32 protein-coding genes and 1 tRNA gene are annotated in these 23,302 nt (G+C 63.4%); 24 read left to right on the forward strand and 9 right to left on the reverse strand.

Annotation, left to right across the window (positions count from 1 at the left end):
• Window positions 1-4: 4 nt before the first annotated feature.
• The 19 genes from AC3FMM_RS06005 (at window position 5) to AC3FMM_RS06095 (ending at window position 16,091) form a co-directional block, all read left to right on the forward strand.
• On the forward strand, window positions 5-874 hold the full coding sequence (locus AC3FMM_RS06005) for a head maturation protease, ClpP-related (RefSeq protein WP_488686268.1): 870 nt from the start codon (window positions 5-7) through the stop codon (window positions 872-874).
• A gap of 10 nt (window positions 875-884) precedes the next feature.
• Entirely contained in the window at window positions 885-2,078 is a 1,194-nt protein-coding gene (locus AC3FMM_RS06010) for a phage major capsid protein (protein WP_488686269.1), read from the forward strand.
• Window positions 2,079-2,142: 64 nt separating this feature from the next.
• Window positions 2,143-2,457 (forward strand): hypothetical protein, encoded by a 315-nt coding sequence (locus AC3FMM_RS06015; protein WP_488686270.1) that lies wholly within the window; start codon window positions 2,143-2,145, stop codon window positions 2,455-2,457.
• A 1-nt stretch (window position 2,458) separates the two neighbouring features.
• Entirely contained in the window at window positions 2,459-2,803 is a 345-nt protein-coding gene (locus AC3FMM_RS06020) for a head-tail connector protein (protein WP_488686271.1), read from the forward strand.
• Window positions 2,800-3,144 carry a phage head closure protein gene (locus tag AC3FMM_RS06025; protein ID WP_488686272.1) on the forward strand — a complete coding sequence of 115 codons (345 nt, stop codon included), beginning with the start codon at window positions 2,800-2,802 and terminating at the stop codon, window positions 3,142-3,144. Before AC3FMM_RS06020 ends, AC3FMM_RS06025 begins: the two co-directional genes overlap by 4 nt.
• A gap of 3 nt (window positions 3,145-3,147) precedes the next feature.
• A complete protein-coding gene (locus AC3FMM_RS06030) occupies window positions 3,148-3,675 on the forward strand; it encodes an HK97 gp10 family phage protein (RefSeq protein WP_488686273.1) in 528 nt (175 codons plus the stop codon).
• Entirely contained in the window at window positions 3,672-4,025 is a 354-nt protein-coding gene (locus tag AC3FMM_RS06035; protein ID WP_488686274.1) for a DUF3168 domain-containing protein, read from the forward strand. Before AC3FMM_RS06030 ends, AC3FMM_RS06035 begins: the two co-directional genes overlap by 4 nt.
• A gap of 60 nt (window positions 4,026-4,085) precedes the next feature.
• Window positions 4,086-4,742: a phage tail protein gene (locus tag AC3FMM_RS06040; RefSeq protein WP_488686275.1), complete on the forward strand. Its 657-nt coding sequence runs from the start codon at window positions 4,086-4,088 to the stop codon at window positions 4,740-4,742.
• A complete protein-coding gene (locus AC3FMM_RS06045; RefSeq protein ID WP_488686276.1) occupies window positions 4,742-5,086 on the forward strand; it encodes a phage tail assembly chaperone in 345 nt (114 codons plus the stop codon). The genes AC3FMM_RS06040 and AC3FMM_RS06045 overlap by 1 nt, the downstream gene beginning before the upstream one ends.
• 17 nt (window positions 5,087-5,103) lie before the next feature.
• Window positions 5,104-5,394, forward strand: a complete 291-nt coding sequence (locus AC3FMM_RS06050) for a DUF1799 domain-containing protein (RefSeq protein WP_488686277.1) — start codon at window positions 5,104-5,106, stop codon at window positions 5,392-5,394.
• A gap of 1 nt (window position 5,395) precedes the next feature.
• Window positions 5,396-8,281, forward strand: coding sequence for a phage tail tape measure protein (locus tag AC3FMM_RS06055; RefSeq protein ID WP_488686278.1), 2,886 nt, complete (start codon window positions 5,396-5,398; stop codon window positions 8,279-8,281).
• Window positions 8,282-8,623 (forward strand): phage tail protein, encoded by a 342-nt coding sequence (locus AC3FMM_RS06060; RefSeq protein WP_488686280.1) that lies wholly within the window; start codon window positions 8,282-8,284, stop codon window positions 8,621-8,623. It abuts the gene before it with no gap.
• A gap of 3 nt (window positions 8,624-8,626) precedes the next feature.
• Window positions 8,627-9,886 (forward strand): tail fiber domain-containing protein, encoded by a 1,260-nt coding sequence (locus tag AC3FMM_RS06065; protein ID WP_488686281.1) that lies wholly within the window; start codon window positions 8,627-8,629, stop codon window positions 9,884-9,886.
• On the forward strand, window positions 9,883-10,584 hold the full coding sequence (locus tag AC3FMM_RS06070) for a phage minor tail protein L (protein WP_488686282.1): 702 nt from the start codon (window positions 9,883-9,885) through the stop codon (window positions 10,582-10,584). Before AC3FMM_RS06065 ends, AC3FMM_RS06070 begins: the two co-directional genes overlap by 4 nt.
• Before the next feature lies 1 nt (window position 10,585).
• Window positions 10,586-11,290 (forward strand): C40 family peptidase, encoded by a 705-nt coding sequence (locus tag AC3FMM_RS06075; RefSeq protein ID WP_488686283.1) that lies wholly within the window; start codon window positions 10,586-10,588, stop codon window positions 11,288-11,290.
• Window positions 11,287-11,886 carry a tail assembly protein gene (locus tag AC3FMM_RS06080; protein ID WP_488686284.1) on the forward strand — a complete coding sequence of 200 codons (600 nt, stop codon included), beginning with the start codon at window positions 11,287-11,289 and terminating at the stop codon, window positions 11,884-11,886. Before AC3FMM_RS06075 ends, AC3FMM_RS06080 begins: the two co-directional genes overlap by 4 nt.
• A gap of 64 nt (window positions 11,887-11,950) precedes the next feature.
• Window positions 11,951-15,109 carry a TipJ family phage tail tip protein gene (locus AC3FMM_RS06085; protein WP_488686285.1) on the forward strand — a complete coding sequence of 1,053 codons (3,159 nt, stop codon included), beginning with the start codon at window positions 11,951-11,953 and terminating at the stop codon, window positions 15,107-15,109.
• Between the two features lie 2 nt (window positions 15,110-15,111).
• Window positions 15,112-15,381, forward strand: a complete 270-nt coding sequence (locus AC3FMM_RS06090; RefSeq protein WP_488686286.1) for a hypothetical protein — start codon at window positions 15,112-15,114, stop codon at window positions 15,379-15,381.
• A complete protein-coding gene (locus tag AC3FMM_RS06095) occupies window positions 15,381-16,091 on the forward strand; it encodes a hypothetical protein (protein ID WP_488686287.1) in 711 nt (236 codons plus the stop codon). The genes AC3FMM_RS06090 and AC3FMM_RS06095 overlap by 1 nt, the downstream gene beginning before the upstream one ends.
• A gap of 217 nt (window positions 16,092-16,308) precedes the next feature.
• On the opposite strand, the gene AC3FMM_RS06100 is transcribed toward AC3FMM_RS06095, so the two are convergent.
• Complete coding sequence (locus AC3FMM_RS06100; RefSeq protein WP_488686288.1) at window positions 16,309-16,593, reverse strand: XRE family transcriptional regulator; 285 nt, start codon at window positions 16,591-16,593, stop codon at window positions 16,309-16,311.
• Between the two features lie 173 nt (window positions 16,594-16,766).
• Between AC3FMM_RS06100 and AC3FMM_RS06105 the strand changes: the two genes are divergently transcribed.
• The 5 genes from AC3FMM_RS06105 to AC3FMM_RS06125 are packed head-to-tail and all read left to right on the forward strand — an operon-like array spanning window position 16,767 to window position 18,749.
• Entirely contained in the window at window positions 16,767-17,273 is a 507-nt protein-coding gene (locus AC3FMM_RS06105) for a glycoside hydrolase family 24 protein (RefSeq protein ID WP_488686289.1), read from the forward strand.
• 16 nt (window positions 17,274-17,289) lie between these two features.
• Window positions 17,290-17,628: a chemotaxis protein gene (locus AC3FMM_RS06110; RefSeq protein ID WP_116324735.1), complete on the forward strand. Its 339-nt coding sequence runs from the start codon at window positions 17,290-17,292 to the stop codon at window positions 17,626-17,628.
• Window positions 17,612-18,031: a hypothetical protein gene (locus AC3FMM_RS06115; RefSeq protein WP_488686290.1), complete on the forward strand. Its 420-nt coding sequence runs from the start codon at window positions 17,612-17,614 to the stop codon at window positions 18,029-18,031. The genes AC3FMM_RS06110 and AC3FMM_RS06115 overlap by 17 nt, the downstream gene beginning before the upstream one ends.
• Complete coding sequence (locus AC3FMM_RS06120; RefSeq protein ID WP_488686291.1) at window positions 18,028-18,192, forward strand: hypothetical protein; 165 nt, start codon at window positions 18,028-18,030, stop codon at window positions 18,190-18,192. Before AC3FMM_RS06115 ends, AC3FMM_RS06120 begins: the two co-directional genes overlap by 4 nt.
• On the forward strand, window positions 18,189-18,749 hold the full coding sequence (locus tag AC3FMM_RS06125) for a DUF2514 family protein (protein ID WP_488686292.1): 561 nt from the start codon (window positions 18,189-18,191) through the stop codon (window positions 18,747-18,749). The genes AC3FMM_RS06120 and AC3FMM_RS06125 overlap by 4 nt, the downstream gene beginning before the upstream one ends.
• A 12-nt stretch (window positions 18,750-18,761) precedes the next feature.
• Here the strand turns inward: AC3FMM_RS06125 and AC3FMM_RS06130 are convergent, their stop codons facing one another.
• From AC3FMM_RS06130 to AC3FMM_RS06165, 8 genes are all read right to left on the reverse strand, one after another.
• Complete coding sequence (locus AC3FMM_RS06130; RefSeq protein ID WP_488686293.1) at window positions 18,762-20,024, reverse strand: hypothetical protein; 1,263 nt, start codon at window positions 20,022-20,024, stop codon at window positions 18,762-18,764.
• Window positions 20,025-20,107: 83 nt separating this feature from the next.
• Window positions 20,108-20,737, reverse strand: coding sequence for an ATP-dependent DNA ligase (locus AC3FMM_RS06135; protein ID WP_488686294.1), 630 nt, complete (start codon window positions 20,735-20,737; stop codon window positions 20,108-20,110).
• A 5-nt stretch (window positions 20,738-20,742) separates the two neighbouring features.
• Entirely contained in the window at window positions 20,743-20,964 is a 222-nt protein-coding gene (locus AC3FMM_RS06140) for a DUF2188 domain-containing protein (RefSeq protein ID WP_488686295.1), read from the reverse strand.
• A 61-nt stretch (window positions 20,965-21,025) separates the two neighbouring features.
• A complete protein-coding gene (locus AC3FMM_RS06145) occupies window positions 21,026-21,253 on the reverse strand; it encodes a DUF2188 domain-containing protein (RefSeq protein WP_488686296.1) in 228 nt (75 codons plus the stop codon).
• Between the two features lie 91 nt (window positions 21,254-21,344).
• Entirely contained in the window at window positions 21,345-22,019 is a 675-nt protein-coding gene (locus AC3FMM_RS06150; RefSeq protein ID WP_488686297.1) for an SOS response-associated peptidase, read from the reverse strand.
• A gap of 129 nt (window positions 22,020-22,148) precedes the next feature.
• Window positions 22,149-22,520 (reverse strand): hypothetical protein, encoded by a 372-nt coding sequence (locus tag AC3FMM_RS06155; RefSeq protein ID WP_488686298.1) that lies wholly within the window; start codon window positions 22,518-22,520, stop codon window positions 22,149-22,151.
• Between the two features lie 9 nt (window positions 22,521-22,529).
• Window positions 22,530-22,787, reverse strand: a complete 258-nt coding sequence (locus tag AC3FMM_RS06160; protein WP_488686299.1) for a hypothetical protein — start codon at window positions 22,785-22,787, stop codon at window positions 22,530-22,532.
• A gap of 401 nt (window positions 22,788-23,188) precedes the next feature.
• A tRNA-Pro gene (locus tag AC3FMM_RS06165) sits at window positions 23,189-23,265 on the reverse strand.
• Between the last annotated feature and the right edge of the window lie 37 nt (window positions 23,266-23,302).

Below are 23,302 nucleotides of genomic sequence, written 5' to 3' on the forward strand. Positions count from 1 at the left end.
TCCCATGAGCAAGAAGACGCTTCCGGGTGCGCCGGAGGGGCGCCCGTGCGCCGGCATCTCGAGCCAGCTGCAGCCCCGGGCGCTAGACCGCTGGCACGCGAACGTGCGCGCCGCCTCCGAAACGGACGCTGATCGGACGATCAGCATCTACGACGTCATCGGCTACGACTACTGGAGCGGCGATGGCGTGACTGCCAAGCGCATCGCCGGCGCTCTGCGCGGCATGGGAGCTGGCCCTGTCACGGTGAACGTGAACTCGCCTGGCGGTGACATGTTCGAAGGCCTGGCGATCTACAACCTGCTGCGCGAGCACGACGGGGAGGTCACGGTGAAGGTATTGAGCCTGGCTGCCTCGGCGGCGTCGATTATTGCCATGGCTGGTGACACGGTCCAGATCGCCCGGGCCGGTTTCCTGATGATCCACAACGCCTGGGTGATGGCGATCGGCAACCGGAACGATCTGATCGAGGTGGCCGCCACGTTGCAGCCCTTCGACGAAGCGATGGCGAGCATCTATTCGGCGCGCACCGGCCAAGACATGAAAGCCATGGCCAAGCTGATGGATGCCGAAACGTGGATCGGCGGCCAGGCGGCCATCGATGACGGCTTCGCCGACGAGTTCCTGCCGTCCGACCAGGTGAAGAAGGGCGAGGGCAAGGCAAGCGCCTCGGCGATCCGGCGCATCGAGGCCGCGTTGCGCTCCAGCGGCATGCCGAAGTCCGAGGCCATGCGCCTCATCAGCGACTTCAAGTCCAGCTCGGGCGATCCGGCTGGCAGCGGCGAGGGCGATCCCGCCGGACGAGTCGAGCCTGCACCCGACTCCCTAAGCAAAACGGCCGCCCTGGCCGCATCCCTTACCGCGATCAAGTTCTGAAAGGAAAGCCATGTCGCAAATCGAAAAGGACATCGAGTCCATCAACGCCAGCCTGACCAAGGTCAGCGATCAGATCAAGAGCCAGGCCGAAGCGTTCGCCAAGAACGCGAGGCAGAGCGAGGAAGCCGTCGCCAAGGTCGACGACCTGCTGAACAAGCACGGTGAACTGCAGAACAGCCTGACGGCCACCCAGCAGGCACTGGCAAAACTCGAAGCCAATGGCGCCGGCGGCGACGTGCAGCATCAGTCGTTCGGTTCGCAATTCGTCGACAACGAGAAGTTCAAGGCGTTTGCCGAGCAAGCGACCCCGCGTGGCCGTGTGGATATGACCTTCAACGCGGCAATCACGAGTTTGACGACCGATGCCGATGGCTCGGCTGGTGACCTGGTGCAGACCACGCGGTTGCCGGGCGTGCTGTCGCTGCCCCAACGCCGCATGACGGTTCGCGATCTGATCACTCCGGGGACGATGGACGGCAGCACGCTGGAATATGTGAAGGAAACGGGCTTCACGAACAACGCCGGCATGGTGGCGGAAGGCACGAGGAAGCCGGAATCTTCGATCAAGTTCGACCTGGTCAACACGTCGGCGAAGGTCATCGCGCACTTCGTGAAGGCGTCGCGCCAGATCCTGAGCGACGCGTCGCAGCTGGCCAGCATCATCGACGGCCGCCTGCGCTACGGCCTGGCCTTCAAGGAAGAGCAGCAGCTGCTGAACGGAGATGGCACGGGCCAGAACCTGCTGGGCATCATCCCGCAAGCTTCTGCCTTCGTGGCGCCGTTCGACCCGGCGGGCACCGAGACGAACATCGACAACATCCGCCTGGCGATGTTGCAGGCGTTCCTGGCCGAGTACCCGGCGACGGGCCACGTGATGAACCCGATCGACTGGGCGCGCATCGAGCTGCTGAAGGACACCACGGGACGCTACATCATCGGCAACCCGCAAGGCAGTATCGGCGCCACGCTGTGGAACCTGCCGGTGGTGGAGACGCAGGCCATCCCGGTCGACAAGTTCCTCACCGGCGCCTTCAAGCTGGGCGCGCAGGTGTTTGACCGCTGGCTGGCCCGCGTCGAGGTTGCAACCGAGAACGAAGACGACTTCGTCAATAACATGGTGACCATCCTGGCCGAAGAGCGGCTGGCGCTGGCCGTGTACCGCCCCGAAGCCTTCATCTACGGCGACTTCGGCAACGTGGCCTGATCGGCGCCGGCCGTTCAGCCGGGGCCCGCTTCGGCGGGCTTCTGTCACTCCCTGGAGATCCATCATGAAGATCAGGTTCAAGGCGCCGGATCCGCGCGCCGGCACGGTCGTCCAGTTGGACAGCAGCCGTGCACAGCATTTCATTGACACGGGCGCTGCTGTGCTGGTGAAGGACGACCACCTCTCGGCGGTGGCACGTGCCGCGCTGGACAAGGCGCTCGCCAGCATTCCCGGCGACGAAACTGATGCAGACCACCTTGTCGGCGCAATGCGTGCGCACTTCAAGGGCTTGTTCACCGACGCTGACGAAGCGAAGGTGCGCGAGGTAGTGAACGCCAATGCCGCAGCCGAGGCGAAGGCCAAGAAGAAGGGTGCCTGACATGCCGCTCCTCGCTCTCGATCTGGTGAAATCGCACCTGCGGGTCACGTGGTCGGCCGAGGATCAGCTGATCGGGATTTACCAGGCCGCTGCCGAGGGCGCGGCGGCATCGTTCCTGAACCGCCAGGTCTACAAGGACCAGGCTGAGCTGGATGCGGCCGTCGCGGCCGGCACAGCCGGCGATAGCCCGATGGTGGCGAACACGGAAGTCCAGGCCGCGGTGCTGCTGACCGTCGGCCACCTCTACAACAACCGGGAGGATGCCGTGTTCGGCGCCGCGGTGGCTGACCTGCCGCACGGCGCCCGCGATTTCCTGCAGCCGTACCGCGTGGGGTTGGGAGTATGAGGGCCGGTCAGCGATCGGCGCTGGTGGAAATACAGCGCAACGTCCCTATCCGCGATGAGACCGGTCAGCCCATTTCCGCCTGGCAGGCGGTCGGAAATGCGGTGTGGGCGGATGTTCGCCACCGCAGCGGGATGGAAGCCTTGCGGGGCGATACCGCAGTGTCCGTCGTACAGGTTAGTGTTCGAATCCCATACCCCGTCTTGGCGGAATTGGCGATCGACACCAGCATGCGCCTGCTTTGCGACGGGGACATTTATGAGATTCAGGCCGTCCTGCCTGACCGGCAGAAGCGGCGACATGCCGACCTCGTCTGCCAACAGATCCCGGCGCGAGTGGAGTAGCTCATGTCGTTCTCGCTGAGCTTCGATGGCGACCTTGGTGCCGCGCTCGATGCGTTGGAGGAGCGCTTGGTCGCTGAGATTGTGCGTCCCATTGCCCGGGCCGGCGCCGTGGTCTTCTACGAGGAGGCCAGGCACCTGGTGCCGGTGTACCAAGGCGCTCCCATTACGCGCAAGAATGGTGTAAAGACGAAACCCGGTCAGTTGCGCGACGCCATCTATCACGTGTATGCCGATCGCATGTCGACGGATCAGCACGCTGTCTATCAGGTCAGCTGGAACGCCAGGAAGGCGCCGCACGGCCACCTGGTGGAGTATGGCCACTGGCGGGTCAACAAGATCGTCAAGACGCCAACCGGGTGGGCGGCCACGAAGGAACGCCTGGCAACGCCGGTGCGAGTCCCGGCGGTGGGGTTCATGCGCCGTGCTGGCGATCGCGCCGAAGCAGCTGTTGAAGCCATGCGCAAGCGCGCGGCGGAGAAGATTGGCGAGGTGCTGCGCGAAGCCGGAAGTGGGAGCGGAGACTATTCATGACAGTGGAAGTGGAGATTGCCCGCGCCTTGGGCGGGTTGGTTGGTGATCGGGTCTACCCGGACACGGCGCCCGAGGGCGTGGTGCTGCCATTCATCGTCTACCAGCAGGTCGGCGGGGCACCACTGGATTTCCTGGAGGGCTTGCCGGACAAGCGAAACGGTCGCTTCCAGTTCGAAGTCTGGGCCGCGCGACGGGGGCAGGCAAGCGGCCTCATCCGCCAGGTCGAGGACATTGTCCGCACAGACGCGGCGCTGCTGGGGACTACGCTGAGCGGGGCCTTGGCCACCTACGACAACGTGCTGAATTGGTACGGCGCGCAGCAGGACTTCTCCATCTGGTTTTCGAGTTGACGCCCGTTCGGGCGCTTACCCAGCCCGCTTCGGCGGGCATTTTTCATTACGGAGCCAACTATGTCGGTACGTCTTCCGAACGGTTCGATCTTTGCTATTGCGGCGGCCTATGCCGTGGCCACCACGGTCACGGCTCTGTCCAACGCCAATCCGCCGGTCGCCTCTGCGGCTGACCATACCCTCGTCGATGGAGACATCGTCGAGATCACGTCCGGCTGGACGCGCCTGGACGGTCGCATGGGGCGCGTCGATGCATCGGCGGCAGACAGCTTCTCGCTCGAGGGCTACAACACCACCAACACGGGTGTCTATCCGGCTGGGACCGGCGCGGGTTCGGTGCGCAAGGTATCCACCTGGCAGGAAATCAAGCAGACGCTGACGTCGACCAGCCAGGGCGGCGAGCAGCAGTTCTACACCTACTCGTTCCTCGAGGACACGGGCGACGACAAGCAGATCCCGACCACGCGCAGCGCCCGGTCGATCGTGCTGACCATCGCCGACGACCCGTCGCTGCCGCAGTATGCGGTGCTGGCAGCCGCCGACGAGGACCGGGAGCCCCGCGCCATCCGGTTCCGTCTGCCCAACGGCGACACGATCTACTTCCGGGCCTACGTGTCGATGTCGAAGATGCCGACGACCACGAAGAACGAGGCCATGGCCATCACCGTCACTCTCTCGCTGACCGGCGAGCCCACCCGTTACTCGGCAGCTGCCTGATGTTCAAGATCAACCCGAACCCCACCTTCACGGCGACCGCTTCCATCGCCGTCCCGGGCCAGCAGGCTGCGAAGCTGAAGCTGGTTTTCCGCCACAAGACGCGCGCCGATGCCAAGGCGTTCTTTGAGCGTGTCTCACAGGAGATGGCAGTCGAAGATGCCGGCGGCGACGCTGCAGCGCGCGAGCGCAAAGTGCTGGAGGAGATCGTGGCCGGCTGGGAGGACGTCGACCAGCCGTTCACCGGCGAGGCGCTGGAGCAGCTGCTGCAGAACTATCACAACGCCTCGACAGCGATTCTCGACACCTACATGGAGCAGTTGACGCTGGCACGCCGGGGAAACTGATCGCGGCGGCCCGCCGGATGTACTGGCGGGCTCCGCCGGCCGATGAACTGGCCGCTTTCGGCTTGAAGGTGTCGGACGTTACGCCCCCCGACGCTGAGGTGTGGCCGGACAACGAGGCGGCGCTGGATGTATTCGTCCAAATGGGCACCCAATGGCGCGTTGGCGTAGGCGGCCCGGTCGGCCTGGACTACGCCGCTCTGCGGTTCGTGATGCGCATGCAGCGCGTGCCGCCGTCTGAGCAGCCGGAGCTTTTCGAGGCAATCCGGGTGATGGAGCACGCGGCCCTGGATGAAATGAGCGAGGAATGACATGAGCGAGGTAGTCGGAAAGGCCACCCTGCAGGCGGATGCCGACGTTTCGGGGCTCAAGGCGGGCTTCGCAGAGGCAAAGAAATCTGTCCAGGACCTCGAGCAGACCGCGGCAAAGTCAAGCCAGAACACCTCGCGTAACGTGCGGGGCATGGGCGACGCCGCGCGCGACGCGTCCGAAAGGATGGACGCGGCGTCGCGCCGGTTCCTCCAGTCCCTGGAGCGGCAAGCCGACCGTGCAGGCAAGACCGCTGCCGAGTATGCGGCTTTGCGTGCGCAGCAGCTAGGTGTATCCGATTCCGCTGCCCCGTTCATTGCTCGACTGAAGGTGGCCGAGAATTCCGTTGATAGCCTCGGCATTTCCGCCAAGCAGACCGCCGCGGCCTTGCGGGGCGTGCCCGCCCAGTTCACCGACATCGTGACATCCCTGGCCGGCGGACAGAGTCCCTTGCTGGTTCTGACGCAGCAGGGCGGCCAGTTGAAGGATATGTTCGGCGGCATCGGTCCGGCTGCGCGTGCGCTCGGCGGCTACATTGCCGGCCTGGTGAATCCGTTCACGCTTAGCGCCGCCGCCGCGGCTGCGCTGGCATTCGCCTTTGAGAGGGGGAGTCAGGAGTCGGTCGCCTACAACAAGGCGCTGATTTCCACGGGAAACTATGCGGGGACCACGGCTGCACAAATTGCCGGCATGGCGGAGCGAATCAGCGAATCCGTGGGCACCCAGGGTGCTGCCGCGGAAGCGTTGGCGCAACTCGCTTCCACCGGAAGGATCGCGGGCGAACAGTTCGAGAGCCTTGCCCGCGCGGCGCTGGAGTGGCAGAAGGCGACTGGCACGGCCATTGACGACACAGTGGCCAAGTACGTGCAGCTGGGCGACGAGCCGGTCAAGGCGTCGCTGAAACTCAACGAGCAGTACCACTTCCTCACCTTCGCGGTCTATGAGCAGATCAAGGCGCTCGAGGATCAGGGGCGGAAGGAAGAAGCCGCAGCGCTTGCGCAGCAGACCTACGCAAGCGCGTTACAAGCCCGCGCGCGCGACGTTCAGGCCAACCTCGGTTTCCTCGAGCGCGCATGGAACGGGGTTGCCGGCGCTGCGAAAGCGGCGTGGGACAGCATGCTGGGCATCGGCCGAGCTGCCTCGCTGGATGATCTGAAAGGCCGGATGACTGCCGTCCGAAGCCAGATCGATAGCATCGAGAGTGGGGGTGCCTTCGCAAACAGTCGCGCCGGGGCGGCATTTGGTGGGCGTTCCGGGCAGGCGCTGACTCAACTGCGCAAGCAGCTGTCCGCCCTGGAGGCCCAAGCTGCGCCGCTCGAGGCGGCGGCCGTCAAGGCGCAGAAGGACGCCGAATCTCAGCGTACTAGTGACGCCAAGATCGCCGCCCAGCGCCGCCTCGACGAGCAGGAAAAAGCCACTCGTACACGCGCCCAGCAGCGCAAGGAGGAAATCGACCAGCTCAAGCGCGATGTCCAAACCTTGGGCCTGGCGGAAGATGAATACAACCGCCGCGTTGGCTTGATCAACGAAAAGTACAAGGATCCCAAGGCAGCCCATGGCAAGGCGTACTCAGAAGACGCTGGAACGCGCTTTCTGGATCAGCTGAGGCAGCAACAGGCAGTCCTCAAAGCTCAGCTGCTTGACACTGACAAGCTGACAGACGCAGAGAAGCGCCGCGCCGAGTTCGAGCAGCAGATTGCCGACATCAAGGCCAAGAAGGTCCTCACTGCCGATCAGAAGAGCCTGCTGGCTCGCCAGGATGAAATCCGGGCTCAGCTCGAGCTGAACGTTGCCGCCAATGCCGAGGTGGAGGCAAAGAAGGCGGCTACGAAGGAGCAGGAGAAACAGAACCGCTTGCTTCAGGAAGCCAAGACCCAAGCTGCCGGCATCGATGTGCGGATCCGCGAGAACGCCGCTTCGCGGGCTGAGCAATACAACCGGCAACTGGCCGTCTTTGGGTTGGGCAGCCAGGCGCGAGAGCAGCTCGCGTCTACGCAGTCGGTCTACCGAGAGTTCGATCGTATCCGGACGGACTGGATCAAGACCATGTCCGACAAGGGCCTGGTTGGCACGGAGCTGTTCACCGACCAGATCAACCGCATCCGGGACGGTCAGCAGGCCGCACTTGACCAGGTGACTCAGTACTACGTCGAACTGCGCGAGCGACAGAGCGACTGGAAGTTCGGCGCCATGGCGGCCATGTCCGACTACCGCGACTATGCCGCCAACGTGGCTGATCAGACTGGGAGGCTGTTTGGCGGCATGTTCGGCGGGATGGAGGATTCGGTTGTCCAGTTCGCGATGACCGGGAAACTCAGCTTCGGCGATTTCGCCAAGTCGGTCATTGCAGACCTGGCACGCATCCAGGCGCGCGCGGCAATCTCCGGGCTGGCGCAAATGGGCATTCAACTGGTGGGAAGCTTGTTTGCGGCTGGTGCTGGTGCAGCGGCGTCGTCTGGCAGTGCATGGAATGCGTTTAGTACTGGACCATCTGTGGGTGGCTATGCATCGACCACTGGTGCGACCAACTCATTTGGATCGACTGTGGCGGGGCAGAGCTTCTCCACGCCAAACTTCCCCTTCGGAGGTTTCCGAGCTGGGGGCGGCGACGTGGAAGCTGGCAAAGCGTATGTGGTCGGCGAAAAGCGCCCGGAGGTCTTCGTGCCGGCGCAGTCGGGACGCATTCTGCCGAGTGTGGGGGGCGGCGACATCTACGTGAGCACGCAAGTGAACATGGGCGATGGATCCGCGCAAACGCAGGTGACAGGCGGAGACGCTGACATGGGCAAGATGGTCGGCGACCTAGTCAATGCCGCGGTATCGGACCGCCTGAATCGTGAGATGAGGCAGGGCGGATTGCTCTGGAGGATGCGTGTGGGGCAGGCATAAATGGCGACCGAAACATTCACCTGGAAAGCGGCCGGCCCTACCGTGCAGGGCGATGTCACCCTGCGCGTGCGTACTGCGCAGTTCGGTGACGGCTACAAGCAAGCTGTCGCGGACGGTATCAACAACAAGGTGCAGTCATGGCCTACGAAGTTCATCGGTACCGCAACGCGCATCGCGCAGATCCGCGACTTCCTCGACCGGCACGCGGGGTACAAGTCGTTCTATTGGACGCCCCCGCTCGGCGTGCAGGGCCTGTACCGCGCTCCGAAGTACACGCCGGCCGTGGAAGCGGTCGGCGTCTACAGCATCACCGTAACCTTCGAACAGGCGTTCGCGCCTTAAGCCATGGCAAAGCAAGCAATCAATCTGGGCACGGCGCCTGCCGGCTCGGACGGGGATACCGTTCGCGCGGCCTTCGTGAAGGCCAATGCCAACTTCGACGAGCTGTATGCGCGACTTGTCAATCGGCTTGGGAAAAGCGTGGCCGGCTCCGGCAGTGTCACCTTGACGGCCGCCGAGGTTCAAGCCGTCTCAATGGCCTTCTCCGGCGCGCTGACCGGCAACAAGACGGTTGTATTTCCCGCGGACGGGGGCGCGTGGCTTGTCAAGAACCTCACCACCGGCGCGTTCACGCTGACGCTGAAGACAGCCGCTCAGGTGGGCGGAATCGTGGTGCCCCAGGGTGCCGTGGATCTGGTTTATTTCGACGGCGCTAACCTGGTCTCGACGATCGAGCAATGCGCGAAGTCGACCGACGCCAAGATCGCCAACTCGGTGGAAGTCAGCGGCGTAGCGCCGGCCCTACTGTTGACTGAGTCAGACCAGGCCAGCCCAGCGGGACGGTGGCGGATCGTGACGGAAGGCGCAATTCTCTCGATTGGCAGGCTGACTGCGGCGCCGGGTACTTACAGCAACGTGCTCACCGTCGCAGCGAATGGCGCTGTAACGCTCAGCGCGGCAACCACGGTTTCGGGTGTGCTGAATGTGACCAAGGCGCTGACGTGCTCTGCAACCACCTCGGATGGCGGACCGTTTCACGCCACCGGGGAGCTTGGGAACGGCTTCGCAAACTGGACCGTGTCGGCACAGCCGGCTCTTCAGGTCGATGCGTATGACAACGGCGCCGCCTACATGGGGCTTCGTTGGACGAAGTGGGGCGATCGGCATATTGCGGCGATTCACGCTTACGCCGGCGGGACGGCAACTACAACGCCTGATATCTCTTTCGCGATCGGCACTTTGAGCCGCGCAGCAGTGTTTGATGGGCTGGGACGGGCCTACGCGACTTCGTTCAATCCGACCTCCGATGCGCGTCTCAAGCGAAACGTGGAACCGATCCTTGATTCGGGCGCGAAGCTGGATCACCTGACCGGCTGCACTTGGGAGCGGATCGATCTCCTCGACGACGGAAACCGGCGCTACGCGGGTGTCATTGCGCAAGCGCTTCAGGAGGTGTTGCCGGAAGCTGTCAGCGAGAGTGACCAGTTCCTGTCTGTGGACCCCATGGGCGTTATCGCTCTTCTCGTCAACGCCATGAAGGATGCCAGGCAGTCGCTGGCTGATTTGCAGGCGAGAGTCGAGTCGCTGGAGGGCGCGGGGCCATGAGCATCAACGCCGATGTACAAAAGCTGGAGCCTGGCGCGCTCGTCGAGCTGTTCGAGCTGGATGCCACCGCCCAGAGCGGCGACGTCCTTCGCTTCCATGGGTACACGCAGCTCGGTTCCATCTGGTGGCAGGGTCTTGAGTACCGTGGCTGGCCAGTGCAGGCCGAGGGGTTCGCCCGGACAGGCGATGGCCAACAGCCAGCGCCGACCTTCTCCGTTGGCAACGTCGATGGCTCCATTACGGCGCTGTGCCTGTTTCTGGCCGATATGGTCGGCGCAAAGGTGTACCGGCGCCGCACGCTCGGTAAGTATCTGGACGCGGTCAACTTCCCTGGGGGCAACCCGGAGGCCGACCCCGATGAGCAGCTGCCCACCGAGCTTTGGTACATCGAGCAGAAGACGTCCGAGACGAGCGAGACGGTGACGTTCGAGCTGGCCAGCGCGCTCGATTTCAGCGGCGAGCAGCTGCCGCGCCGCCAGATCGTCGCCAACGTCTGCATGTGGCTGACGATCGGCGGTTACCGCGGGCCAAACTGCGGCTATACCGGCACGGGCTACTTCGACATGAACGACAACCCGGTGGCCGATCCCGCGCTCGATCGCTGCGGCGGTCGCCTATCGTCCTGCAAGAGCCGTTTCGGCGACAACAATCCGCTGCCGTTCGGGAGCTTCCCGGCGGCTGACCTGATTCGAGGGTGATATGAAACAGCGCACTATCGAGGCGATACGCGCACACGCCGCGGCGGAGTATCCGCGCGAGGCCTGTGGCCTGGTCGTGGTCGTGCGCGGCCGTGAGCGGTACGTGCCGTGCCGGAACGCAGCAAGCGGCACCGAACACTTCGTGCTGCCGGCAGAAGACTTCGCCGCGGCGGAGGATCTCGGTGAGGTGGTGGCGGTAGTGCATAGCCACCCCGACACCCCTGCCATGGCCAGCGAGGCCGACCTGGTGAGCTGCGAGGCCTCCGGCCTGCCATGGCACATCCTGTCGTGGCCCGCCGACGATCTCCGCACCATCGAGCCAAGCGGGTACCAGGCGCCGCTGGTGGGGAGGCAGTTCGCCCACGGCGTGCTGGACTGCTACACCCTGGTACGGGACTGGTACCGGATCGAGCGAGCGATCGCGCTGCCGGACTTCCCGCGGCGTGACGACTGGTGGCACCAGGGCGAGGACCTGTACATGCGGCACTACGCCAAGGCGGGATTCGCTGCGGTGTGCCAGGACCAGCCGGAGCAGCCCGGTGACGTGATCCTGATGCAGCTGCGCTCACCTGTCCCGAATCACGCGGCCGTGTACCTGGGTGGCGGCCACATGCTGCACCACCTGCACGGCCGGCTCTCGTCGCGAGACGTGTATGGCGGCTACTGGCAGGAAATCACACGTTGCGTACTGAGGTATCAGGGATGAGCGAAAAAATACGGACCATTCGCCTCTACGGCAAGCTGGGCGCACGTTTCGGTCGAATCCACCGACTGGCGGTGGCCAGTGCGGCGGAGGCTGTGCGGGCGCTGTCGGTGCTCCTGCCTAGCTTCGAGCAGGAGCTGTCGACCAGCAAGGATCGCGGCGTCGCATATGCCGTGTTCGTGGGGCGCGACAATCTCGGGCCGGAGCAACTCGGCCATCCGCCGGGGCGCAATGACATCCGGATCGCGCCGGTGCTGACCGGCTCCAAGCGCGGTGGCCTGTTCCAGACGATCCTCGGTGTGGCGCTGATCGGCTTGTCCCTGTGGAATCCCGCCTTCCTGGCGGCCAAAGGGGCGTTCAGCGCGGCCTCGATCGGCATGCTTGGCGCCTCGCTGGCGCTGGGGGGTGTCGTGCAGATGCTGGCGCCGCAGCAGCGCGGCCTATCCGCCAGGGACGGCCCCGATAACGGTGCCAGCTACAGCTTCAATGGGCCAGTGAATACTACGGCCCAGGGCAACCCTGTCCCGCTGCTGTACGGCCGCATGGTCGTCGGTAGCGCGGTGATCTCGGCCGGCATCTACGCAGAGGATCAGGCATAGGGGTGGCCCCGATCTACAACACCAGGCCCCGCGCGATGCGGGGCCTTTTCTTTGGTGCTTGAGCATGCGCAACATCATCGGCTATGGCGGGGGTGGAAAGGGTGGCGGTGGTGGCCGCGCGCCGACCGAGAGCCCGGACAGCCTGCACTCGATTGCCTACGTGCGCGTCCTGGACCTGGTGTCCGAGGGCGAAATCGGCGGCTTGGTCAACGGCCTGCAGAGCATCTATCTGGGCGGCACCCCGCTGGTCAACCAGGACGGGTCGGCCAACTTCCAGGGGGTCTCGGTAGATACGCGTGTGGGAACGCAGGATCAGGACTACATTCCCGGCTTCCCGGCGGTGGAGAGTGAAACCGCCGTCGGCGTGACCCTTACGTCGGCTGTGCCGTGGGTGCGCGCCGTGGCCAACACCCAGTTGTCGGCGGTGCGGATCCGGCTGTCGGTGCCCACGCTTTCGCAGGCGAACACCAGCAACGGCGACATCACGGGTTATCGAATCGAGTACGCCATTGACTTGGCCACCGACGGCGGCTCCTACCAGCAGGTGCTGGCTTCGGCCTTCGACGGGAAGGCGACCAACAAGTATGAGCGAAGTCACCGGGTGGACTTGCCCGCTGCCGCTAGCGGCTGGAGCGTGCGGGTGCGCCGCCTCACCCCGAACGCCGGCAGCAGCACCATCGCTGACACGACCGTCGTCGAGTCGTTCACCGAGATCATCGATGCAAAGCTGCGCTATCCGAACAGCGCGCTTGTCGGGCTGCAAGCCGATGCGAGGCAGTTCAGCAGCATCCCGACTCGATCCTATGACTTACGGGGCCGGCTGATCCGCGTCCCGTCCAACTACGATCCCGCGATCCGTACCTATACGGGTGTCTGGGACGGCACCTTCAAGATTGCATGGACGGACAACCCGGCCTGGATCTTCTACGACCTTGTGCTGCACGCCCGCTACGGTCTCGGCCATCGCGTCAACGCCGCCATGGTCGACAAGTGGTCGCTGTACCAGATCGGCCAGTACTGCGACCAGTTGGTGCCGGACGGCAAGGGCGGTCAGGAGCCGCGCTTTACCTGCAACGTGTACCTGCAGAGCCGGGCGGACGCCTATAAGGTGCTGCAGGACCTGGCGTCGATCTTCCGCGGCATGGCCTACTGGGCAGCCAGCAACGTCATCGCGGTGGCCGACATGCCGGCGGATCCGGTCTACACCTTCACCGCGGCCAACGTAGTGGACGGCACGTTCACCTACGCCGGCAGCGCAATGAAGGCGCGCAAGACGGTGGCGCTGGTGTCCTGGAACGACCCGGCGGACTTGTTCCGCGCCAAGGTCGAGTATGTCGAGGACCAGGATGGCATCGCGCGGTACGGCATCCAGCAGACCGAAGTGTCGGCCTTTGGCTGCACCAGCCAAGGCCAGGCGAACCGCGCAGGGCAGTGGATCCTGCTGACCAGCCGGCTGGAAACCGAGACGGTCACCTTCCGGGTGGGGCTGGACGCGGCGCTGGTGGCGCCGGGCAGCGTCATCCGGGTGGCGGACCCGGCCCGGGCCGGTCGTCGCATTGGCGGCCGGGTTCGCGCGGCCAATGGCCAGACAGTGACGCTGGACAAGGTCGACCAGGCGGCCAACGGCGACGCCCTGACGGTCATCCTGCCGTCGGGTGTGGCGCAGACCCGCACGATTTCGGCGATCGCTGGCGATAGCGTGACAGTTTCCGCGCCCTGGTCGGAGCCAATCCAGCCGGAATCCGTCTGGACGGTGGAGTGCGCGACGCTCAAGGCGCAGCTGTTCCGCATCGTCACGGCGGCGGAGGCCGGGGGGCTGACTTGCGAGATCACTGCGCTGCGCCACGAACCAGGGAAGTACGCGGCCATCGATACGGGTGCCCGCATCGAGCCTAGGCCCGTGACGGTCATCCCGCCGTCGGTGCAGCCGCCGCCGGTCAACGTCGGTTTCAGCACGTACTCGGTAATCGACCAAGGCATCGCCAGCACTACGGCCGTGATCAGCTGGGGCGCGGCAGACAAGGCGATCGCCTACGAGGTGGACTGGCGCCGCGACAACGGCGAATGGGTGCGCGCCGGCCGTACCGGCTCGCTGAGCGTCGAGGTGAAGGGCATCTATGCCGGTACCTACGTCGCCCGCGTGCGCGCGGTCAATGCGCTGGACGTCGCTTCGATCCCGGTTTACTCGGCCGAGACGGTGCTGCAGGGCAAGACCACGCCGCCGCCGACGGTCACCAGTCTGATCGCCACCGGCCTGGTGTTCGGCATCCGGCTGGACTGGGGATTTCCGGGCGGCCCGCTGGACGTCGAGCGCACGGAGATCTGGTACAGCCAGACGAATGACCGCACCACGGCGATCAAGCTGGCCGATTTTGCGTTCCCCCAGAATACCCACGCGATGATGGGCCTCGCCGCCGGCGCGAGCTTCTTCTTCTGGGCTCGCCTGGTCGACAAGAGCGGCAACATCGGCGCGTGGTATCCGGCCGGCGGGGGCGTGAACGGGCAGAGCAGTTCGGACGCGACCGAGATCCTGGACTATCTGGCTGGCCAGATCGGCGAGAGCCAGCTGGCGCAGGACCTGGTGTCCGTGATCGGGCGCATCGATCCACCGTTTGCCGGCGCCTCGGGGGACTATGCCGGCGGCACGTACGTGTTTGCCGGCATCGTGTCTGTGCAGTCGATCCAGCAGGAGGCAGACCTTGCGCTGGCGCAGCAGCAGACCACGCTGCAGGCGACCATCGACGACAACACTGCGCTGGTGCAGACCACGGCTTCGGCCATGGTGGCGCTCGACGGCAAGATCTCGGCGTCGTGGAACATCAAGGTGGGCATCACGCAGGACGGCAAGTACTACGGTGCCGGCATGGCCATCGGAATCGACAACGAAGCCGGGCCCGTGCAGTCGCAGATCCTGTTCCTGGCGGACCGCTTCGCCTTCCTCAACATGGACAACGGCACTGTCACCAGTCCGTTTGTCGTGCAGGGTGGTCAGACGTTCATTGCCCAGGCGCTTATCGGTGCGGGGTGGATCACCAACGCCATGATTGGGGACTTCATCCAGTCCAACAACTACGTGGCGGGTGTGTCGGGATGGCGTATCGACAAGGCAGGGAACTTCGAGATCAACGGCGTCGCCGGTGGCGGAAGGATGTTGCTGACGAACCAGTATCTGAAGTTCATTGACCCGAACGGCGTCGCGCGGTTCGAGGCGGGGAATATCTGATCATGGTGTGGACTTGCCGCGCCCGCGATGCAGCGGGCAATGTCATTTTCGATGGCGCCAATCGGCTCGCTCGACTGCTGGGCGTCATCCAGACTGGAGCCGCAAGCGGCGCGCAAGCGTTTGATCCTGGTGGCGGACAGCTGTGTTTTACCGTCGTCAGCTACTTTGTCGGCTATTCGCAGGGCCCGGTGGTCCAGCTTAGCGGCAACACGATCACCTGGACTGCGGGCGCTTTGACAGATCCTGCCTCCATCTATGTCTGGGCATTCTGATGACTTACGGCTTTCGCGTTCGATCCGACGCTGGTGTCACCCAGGTCGATGACACGTTCCATAACCTGGCGTTCATCGCCAAGGGAACGCTCGTAATGGACCAGAACGGCAGTACAACGGGTTCAGAGTGGATCCGGTTCGGCGCGCTGGCCCTGGCGGGCCGGGATACGCCGATCCTGGCACTGAGGTCGGCGGTGCCGGTGGGCTATCGCCGCGTTCAGAACCAAGGTGGTGGCAACTGGTACTACGAGTTGTGTTTCGATTCGCTGTACGGGATGTCCGCGGCTGTGGACTGGTACCTGTTCGATAGGCCCCCTGTCGCTCCGAGTGGGTACACCGTCCGCGTCCGCGACGGTGTAGGGCGCGAGGTATTCAACGTAAACCACCGATACTTTCGCCCGAAGGCCTTCGTGGCTGTGCCTGGCGGGCAGCCGAGCGCTCGTGCCGCGCCATGGGACTACACGGGCCTGCCAGTTGGAACCTATGCCTGTGTGCCTGCCGCCAGCAGGTTCGCAAGCTATTCCTTCACGATCTTCGATCAAAGTAACGGGACATCCGCGCTGACCGATGGCGTGCAGGCGCTCGCCAATGGCGTTCGGGTCGCCCCAGCGCCGCAGCAGGACCAGGCTCCATACCCTGGAGATCCTGGCATCTATGTCCCGCCAATGGAGGTGGGGTACGTGACAATCGTCGACGTGGCGGGCTATTAGCGGTTGGTGTTGCCCATGTCCCGCGTTTCCCAGAGGCGCTGATGCTCGTAGGAGGCGTCATGGATTTGGTAGTCTCGGATCGGGCCGCTGCAGTCGGAGACCTTTCCGGCATTCTTGTCATCGATGCATTGATGAAGCGCGACGCGGGCTGCGTAGCGACTCCGTTCTGCTTTCCAACTGTCCGGATCGGGGGCGGCACATCCGCCTATCAATGCGACTACGGTGAGGCCGAGTGTCCATCTTCGGAGAGCTCGACCGTGGCGCCAATTTCCCGGCACCAGTCGAAGATTTCCTTCGCCCGAAAGTTCGGGTGTAGCAGTGCTCCAGCCAGGAATAGCATCGGCAGGCTCATCGGGCGCGGTTCGTCCCCGCCCGTGTACTTCCGCCACTGGTTGTTGCCAGCTAAGCCAAACAGATCGGCCATCTGCTGCCCGGTGTACCCCAGTCGATCTTTGAGGTCGCGGAGATTCTGCGGCGAGGGCGGGACATAGTGAATCGGCATGGGCAAGCGCGCGCCGTATGCGCGCCAAATGGTTTGGCTTCATAGATCTTCCTTTCGGGTTGGCGGGCTGCGTCGGTGCGCTACCCTACGATCCTCCATCGTAGCCCCAAAGGGGCTATCAATCAAGCAGTCTGTGCCCGCCTTGAGCGGGCGTTCTTATTTCTGGAGCGCAAATGCCATTTACCGATCCCGCCGAGCTGGCTGGTGGCAGAAACATGGCCGCATTTTTAGACATGCTGGCTTACAGCGAAGGCACGTCGACCGTGCTAGGCAGCGACGATGGCTACAACGTCAATGTGGGCCGCGCGCTGTTCCATAGTTACGCCAAGCATCCGCGCATCCCCGTCATGACGCGGTGGGGCTGGAGCGACGCGGCAGGCCGGTACCAAATCATGGCAGCGATTCCGGGGCGTATCAAAACGGATACCTGGGACTGGGCCAGCCGCGCCTGCGGGGTTTCGGACTTCAGCCCGTCCGCGCAGGACAAGGTCGCTGTCTACCTCATCACCCGCCGGGGCGCACTTCCAGACATCGAGGCCGGCCGGCTGGCCAATGCCGTCACGAAGTGTCGGAAGGAATGGGCCAGCCTGCCCGGGGCAGGGTACGGCCAGCGCGAGCATGCCTATGAGGTGCTACGCGGCCAGTACCTACTGCACGGCGGCACCGACATCGACGCATAAGCCCAACGGGGAAACGATGGACCTGAACGAATTGAATGTGCCGGGGGGCACTGGCGGCGCACTGGGCTTCATTCTCGCCGCGGTGAGCGGAGCAGTTTGGTTCATCCGTAAGGCATGGCGCACGGACAAGGTCGAGGGCGCCCAGACGCAGGCGGAGATCGACATCATCGCGCGCTTGTCCGAGCAGTTGGACAAGGCCAACGCGCGCGCCGACCTGGCCGAGCAGCGAGCGGATCTCGCCTACAAGGAGCGCAACGAGGCATACCGCGCCATCGGCACGCTCGAGGCCAAGATCTCTGCGCTGGAGATGCAGATTCAGATGATGCGGGAGCGATTCGATGGCAAGGCTTCGTGATTGGGTGGCAAACCACCGGGCGACGTTCACCAGGATCGCCCACATGCTGGAGGCGGTGACGCTGATGGCCCTGATGGTCGGGGGCGGCGCCGGCGCGGGGTATGCGCTGTGCCAGTGGCAGTTTCGCGATCTGATGGCGCTGCAGCGCGACGACCACCAGGCAGAGATAGCGCGGCTGCAGTCGGCATACAGCCAGACGCTGGAGGCCCTGACGCCGAAGGTCTCGCAGGCGGCCGGCGCCGCGGCGGAAGCTGCAGAGGCCTCTGCGGAGGCCGCAAAGTCGGTGAAGCGGGCCGCGCGCGCCGCGCCGGCGCCGCCTCGGCCGCTTACAGAAGCAGAGCGCAACCAGGTGAACCGCGACATCGAGGCGGCAAACCGGAAGGTGAGGGGGGCCCGAAAGTGAGAGCGATCCTGATTTGCCTGCTGCTCGGCGGCTGCGCGGCGCCGGCCGCGCGTGACTGCCCGGCACTGCCGACGCTGAAGCAGGGCGCAGCCCGCGCTGACATGATCAACCACATCCGAGTAGCGGCGGATCTCTACGCGCAGTGCGCGGCAAAGCCATGATCCAGATCGCCACCGCGCGCGCGGCGCTGTCCGCCTTCCCGTGGCACGCCGCTGTTGCCCTGGTGGTGGGGGCATGCTTGTTTGCCGCCGGCTGGACCGTGAATGGCTGGCGTCTGGGAGGCCAGATCCAACAGATGAAGACCGCCCAGGCAAAAGAGCGGGAAGGGCAGGCCACGGCCCTGGCCGCGGCGTCCGAAGCTGCGCGAGCCGAAGAACAACGCAGGACAGCAGAACAGAGGGGGATTGCCAATGCTGCAGCGAAGGAACGTGACCAGGCCCTGGCTGATGCTCGCACTGCTGGCGCTGTTGCTGAGCAGCTGCGCGTGCGAGTTGCCCAGCTTGCCGCGGCTGCCCGCGCCGCCAGCCATTCCGCCGCTGCCGGAGGAGGCCAGGCAGCCGGAGACCCCCTCGATGTGCTTACCGACGTGCTCAGCCGGGCTGACCAAAGAGCGGGCGAATTGGCTGAGTATGCCGATCACGCCAGGGTCGCAGGGCTCGCCTGTGAACGAAGCTACGACGCGCTAAACCCGGCTGTCAGCAACGAAACGTTGCGGTGACAATCCGGTCTACTACTTGGATTGTTTGGACACGGCGTCTCGTAATAGGTCGATTAGCTTGTCCGGAGAAATTTTGTCTATCGCATTATTGATTGCTTCGTTGAATGGGGTGGCAGGTTCATTCTTGTCCAATATCCTGACGGGATTGGCACCGAAATTTTTGACAGCGTGCTCCCGAAGCAATTTCAGCATGTCGCCATCGTCGCCCATTTCAGATCGGTATCCGATGAATGAATGCGCAGCTGCCTCCTTAAATGCGTAATCTTCGGCGAGCTTCAATGCGTGACCGTACTGTCGCGCAGAAAACCAAGTGAGCCAAATGGCGGGGGTCAGGACGAGATATCTCGACAAATGGAGCAAAAAGATCTGCGGGTCCGTGGCTACTTTCTTCCCGTTTTCGTCAATTACATTTAGCGCAGAAACCATTCCTTTCCAGATAAGTACGCTGCCACCGAGGAGTATAATAATCCCGAAAATAAAGGCAAGTCCCCAGAAAATTTTCGTCGAATCTAAGGTAACTCGTCGGTCCTTGAAAGCTTTTGCGAGGGCCACTTTACTGGCCCCCTGTAATGTGCTCTCAACAAACTGGCGTTTTTCTTCAAAGAAGTCGAACAGCGTTTGCTGCTGCGTGGCCCCGCCATCTAACCGAATAAAGGCTTGCTCGGCCTTGGACTTTTCCGTCTCAGCTGCTGTAGCACTTGCTGCGGCGTTCGTCTGCGCAGTGGAGGCAGTGCGCTCATGCCCTTCGATTTTGGCTATCAGTTTTTCAAGTTCGACTTGCTTCTCCTCGGCTTCCACGAGGATCGATTGAATGCTTTTCTGGTCAGTTAGTATTTCGGCTCTGGTCTGCCGCATTGAAGATGCTATTGACTGTAAGTCAGCAAATTTCTTTGCATCTGCGGCGGTTAGCTTTTCTATTGAGAGAGGAGTAAACCAAGATAGGGCTGATCGGATCTGCCAAAGATAGGAGTGGAGTTGCGAACTGTTCGCTTGCATCCAGTTTGAACCTTGGCTTTCCGCAGTGGTCATGTGCGAAATTAAGCCGCCAATATGAGTTTCCATATTTGACCAATATATTGATTTCAAGCCGGGATCAAGGCCTATTCCCTCAGCTGCATCCATGCTGCTGATAATGATATCCCACCATTCAGAGAAATTTTCTTTCGGAATGGAAATTCCATTGTGAGCTGGTAACTCCGCCGGAAGACCTTCGTAAATGTTGTTCCATTTGTTTTTGGCGTCGATCAGGCGATTCGTATTTATTTTCTCGTTCATTATTTTTTTTGATATCCCATAACTAATGCTGATGGGATTTTGACAGATGAGGATCTTCGGGTGACCCCACCTAAGTGGGGGTGCTAGCGACGAAACCTATCCGGTGGTACTGCGCCCGGCCGCTTGACCTTGATCCAATCGCGCGACCACTCGCCGTCACGATAAGGCGAGCCGGCGCGTTTCCCTACCACTCCCTCCAATCCCAGCGCCAGCGCGTGGCCGTACAGCCAAGCACCGTCCTCGACGCCGTCCACATAGAGCAGCCCGTGCGGCGGCTCGCCCAACAACTTCCGCAGCGCGGCCTTGCGCCGCTCGATCGGCTGCTCCCTCAGATCCCTTCCTTTGCCGACCAGCAGGTCGAAGACGCAGTACGCCACCGGATCGGCGCCGCGATACCAGCCCTTGCGCCGGGCGCGGGAGTGCAGCAGCTCGAAGTCGCTCCGACCGATGTCGTCCAGCACGCAGACCTCGCCGTCCAGAATAGAGCCGGCGGGTAGGGCGGCCAGCGCTTCGACGAGCTCAGGAAACCAGGTAGTGGCGTTCGCCCCGTTGCGGGACTTCAGCCGCGGCGGGTCGCCGGTGCTGGCCAGCAGCCGATAGCCGTCGTATTTAATCTCGAAGTGCCAGCCGGGCTCACGCGGGATGGTCTTCCGCTCGCACAGGAGCATGGGCCGCAGCTCGGCCAGCGTCGGTGCCGATGGCAGGCCAGCCATGGCCGTTACCCAACGAAGTCCGCCGGATTGGCTTCCTCTGCGCGCAGTCGCACGCCGCCGGCCAGCGACTGGATATGTAGTTCGATGTTCTCGCGCCGGGCGCGAGCCCAGCCCGCGCTTATCGCGTCTTCAAGCGTAGCGAACAACTGACGCGGCTCTGGCGAGCCGTCAATTTCGAGCGCCCAGCCCTGTTCGGCGGGCACAACGTTGATACTTTTTCCTGGCATCGCCAACTCCAAAGACGTCGCCTGCCTGCGACGATAGATGCCACCCCGTGCTGAAATCGTATCAGCCCTTGATGTTGCGGGGATCGTGCCCGAATGAGTTGCGCTCGCGGATTTGCCCATCGCGGCCGTGGATCAGCAGCTCGACCTTGTCCTGCTTCGCCTTCTCGGTTCCGGCCGCGATTGCCTCTTCCTGGCTGGGATAGTGCGTGGTCGCGCCGTCGGTGCCTTCAACTGCGACCGCCCACCCTTGGTCGCCGGCGGGCAGGACGTGGATGTTCTTGCCTGGCATGGCTGTCTCCTGGCTGTTGATGCAGCCAGTCTCTGCTTGCCGTCCGGCGGGCGCTATCAGGCGCCGTCCGACAGTAGGCGAGCGGAAGCGCCTAGAACGGCAGTTCTGGCGCGGCCGCGGGAGGGGATTCCTTCGTTCGCCGGACGATGGGCGCAGGCTCGGTGGCCATAGACTCGGCCGGCAAGAGAGTCATGAAGGTCCGGGCGACTTCGGGGTCGCGGCACGCCAGCCACTCGTCCCACTGCTGCCGCGGCACGATGACCACTGAACGCTTCTCCTTGCCGGGGGCGTGCATCCTGTTCATAACCGGGTGCTTGTCCGCGTTCACGGTCAGCATGGTGAACGAGTAGGCGCCGTCGGGCCAGTCGCGCCAGAGGCCGGCGATGCCAAAGGCCGGCTCGCCAGGGAACCAGATCTTGTACCGCGTCGACTTGGGCCCGGCCTCGTAGTTGGGTTCGTAGACTGCGGTGGCCGGAATCAGGCAGAGCTGCCCCTTTTTCCATGGGCCGCTGAACGTCCGCTTCTCGCCCACCGTCTCTGACCTGGCGTTCATGGTGTCGTACGGGCGGACGCCTTGCGGAACGCGTGAGCGGGGCACCAAGCCGAAGGTCGCCAGAACGCTGTCGCGCCGGCCGTTGCCGTCCATGCGCACGATCGGCGCAGCATAGTCGGGCCAGGCCTCGGGCTTCCATTCCGCCGGGGGCGGCTCGACGCCAAAGATGTCCCGCAGGATCAGGCGCTGCACTGGGGCGTAGTTCGTGCACATAGCGACCTCGTGAGTCGGTGGAGTTTGATGCTACAACGTGCGAGGCGGCATGCCGGCGCAGCGGCGGGCAGAACACATCTACTCTCATTGCCGCTTTGTCTATTTTTCGGGCTCGGTTTGCCATAACATCTACTCGGTGGTTGGCGCTTGCAAAACATCCTTGCGTGGCAGCGCGCGCTGCACCTTCCCCACCACCCGCCTGTGTTTGTCGTTTGCCTCTTCCCATGTGCTGGACTCGTAGGTTCGATCCAGGCCGTTCCCCTTGAGAACGGTCCAGAACATAGGCGGCTTGTCGTCGTGCATGCTCGCCCACCCGGAAAAGTAGGTGCGGACAACTACACCGTACTCTGGCATCTCGTCGCGTAGCTCGTACTGCTTCCCGATGCCGACTCGCCATGCCGTGCTCTCGGTGAAGTTGAAGACGCGGACAGGCCTACGGTTGTCGTCGAGGATGTAGATGCGATCCCAATTCTCGGGGATGGCGTAGACGGATGTATCCATGGCGCCGACTCATCGCAGCGTGAAGCGGACCGTGACGTCGTCCAGCGCTGACCAAGTGCCGATGGCTAGCCTCAGCAGCTGACCATCAGACCAGTATGAGATGTAGTCAGGCCGCCACTTCAAGGCGCGTAGGTGCCGGGCCTCGACGCCGGCGACGACCAGGCCGCCAGCCGTAGCCACGACAGCGTCGCAGGGCAGCCGGAACTCTTCGCTGTCTTCACCGAAGTAGTGGGCTTCGAGAAAAATCGTGGTGGTGGGTGCGGGCATGGGGCCCCTCTCGGATCAACAAGGTACTGTATGAATATACAGTACCCGCGCCCGATCGGTGCACCTATTGTGTGAATTGTTCTCTCTGATATGCCAGGAGGCGCACCATGTTCGCGATGCCTTGTGCCGGCCAGCAGCCTGCCCCATCAAATCCCAATTGGCCGAGTCGTACTGGGAATAAGTCAGGAGGCGGCAGAGGTAACAACCCGCCATCCAAAGGAAAGTAGAGCGCAGAAGTCGGCGCTGTCGGGCTGCCAGGCGGACTCTGGGCTGTATGGAAATACAGGCTGTATAAGGACTGGATATTGGAAGCGGACCGCCTGCGTATTGGAAGTCCGTTGGAAGAATAGAAAAACGGCCTGGATCTTTCGATCCAAGCCGTTGTTTCCTTTGGGTATTTCTGGTCGGAGCGATAGGATTCGAACCTACGACCCTCTGATCCCAAATCAGATGCGCTACCAGGCTGCGCTACGCTCCGAAGCCGGCCATTGTAGCCGCGTTGGCAAGCCACGGTC

This window comes from Cupriavidus sp. 207A1 (assembly GCF_057798955.1).